Raw genomic sequence first — 255 nt, forward strand, 5'->3', positions numbered from 1 at the left:
TGGCCGGGTGTGATGTCAGTCGGCATCGGCAGACCGGCGGCATTCACCCGGAGGTGGATCTTGGTCGTGAAGCCACCCTTTGAGCGGCCAAAACCCTGTCGCGGAGTCCCCCTTTAGCGCCCGCTGCCTGATGATGGGCGCGAACCACGGTGCTATCGACCATTTGCAGGGCGTCAGGGACGATCCGGCTCTCGGTCAGCGCCTCCAGGATCTGTTCCCAGAGACCGGCGAGCGTCCACCGGCGGAACTGCCGAT

At 65.1% G+C, this 255-nt stretch carries 1 pseudogene; it reads right to left on the bottom strand.

From position 1 onward, the window contains the following. Nucleotides 1-255: pseudogene (locus tag EU800_RS26495) on the bottom strand (IS5/IS1182 family transposase); the annotation flags it as partial.

This window comes from Tropicimonas sp. IMCC6043 (assembly GCF_004146235.1).
Lineage (GTDB): Bacteria > Pseudomonadota > Alphaproteobacteria > Rhodobacterales > Rhodobacteraceae > Tropicimonas.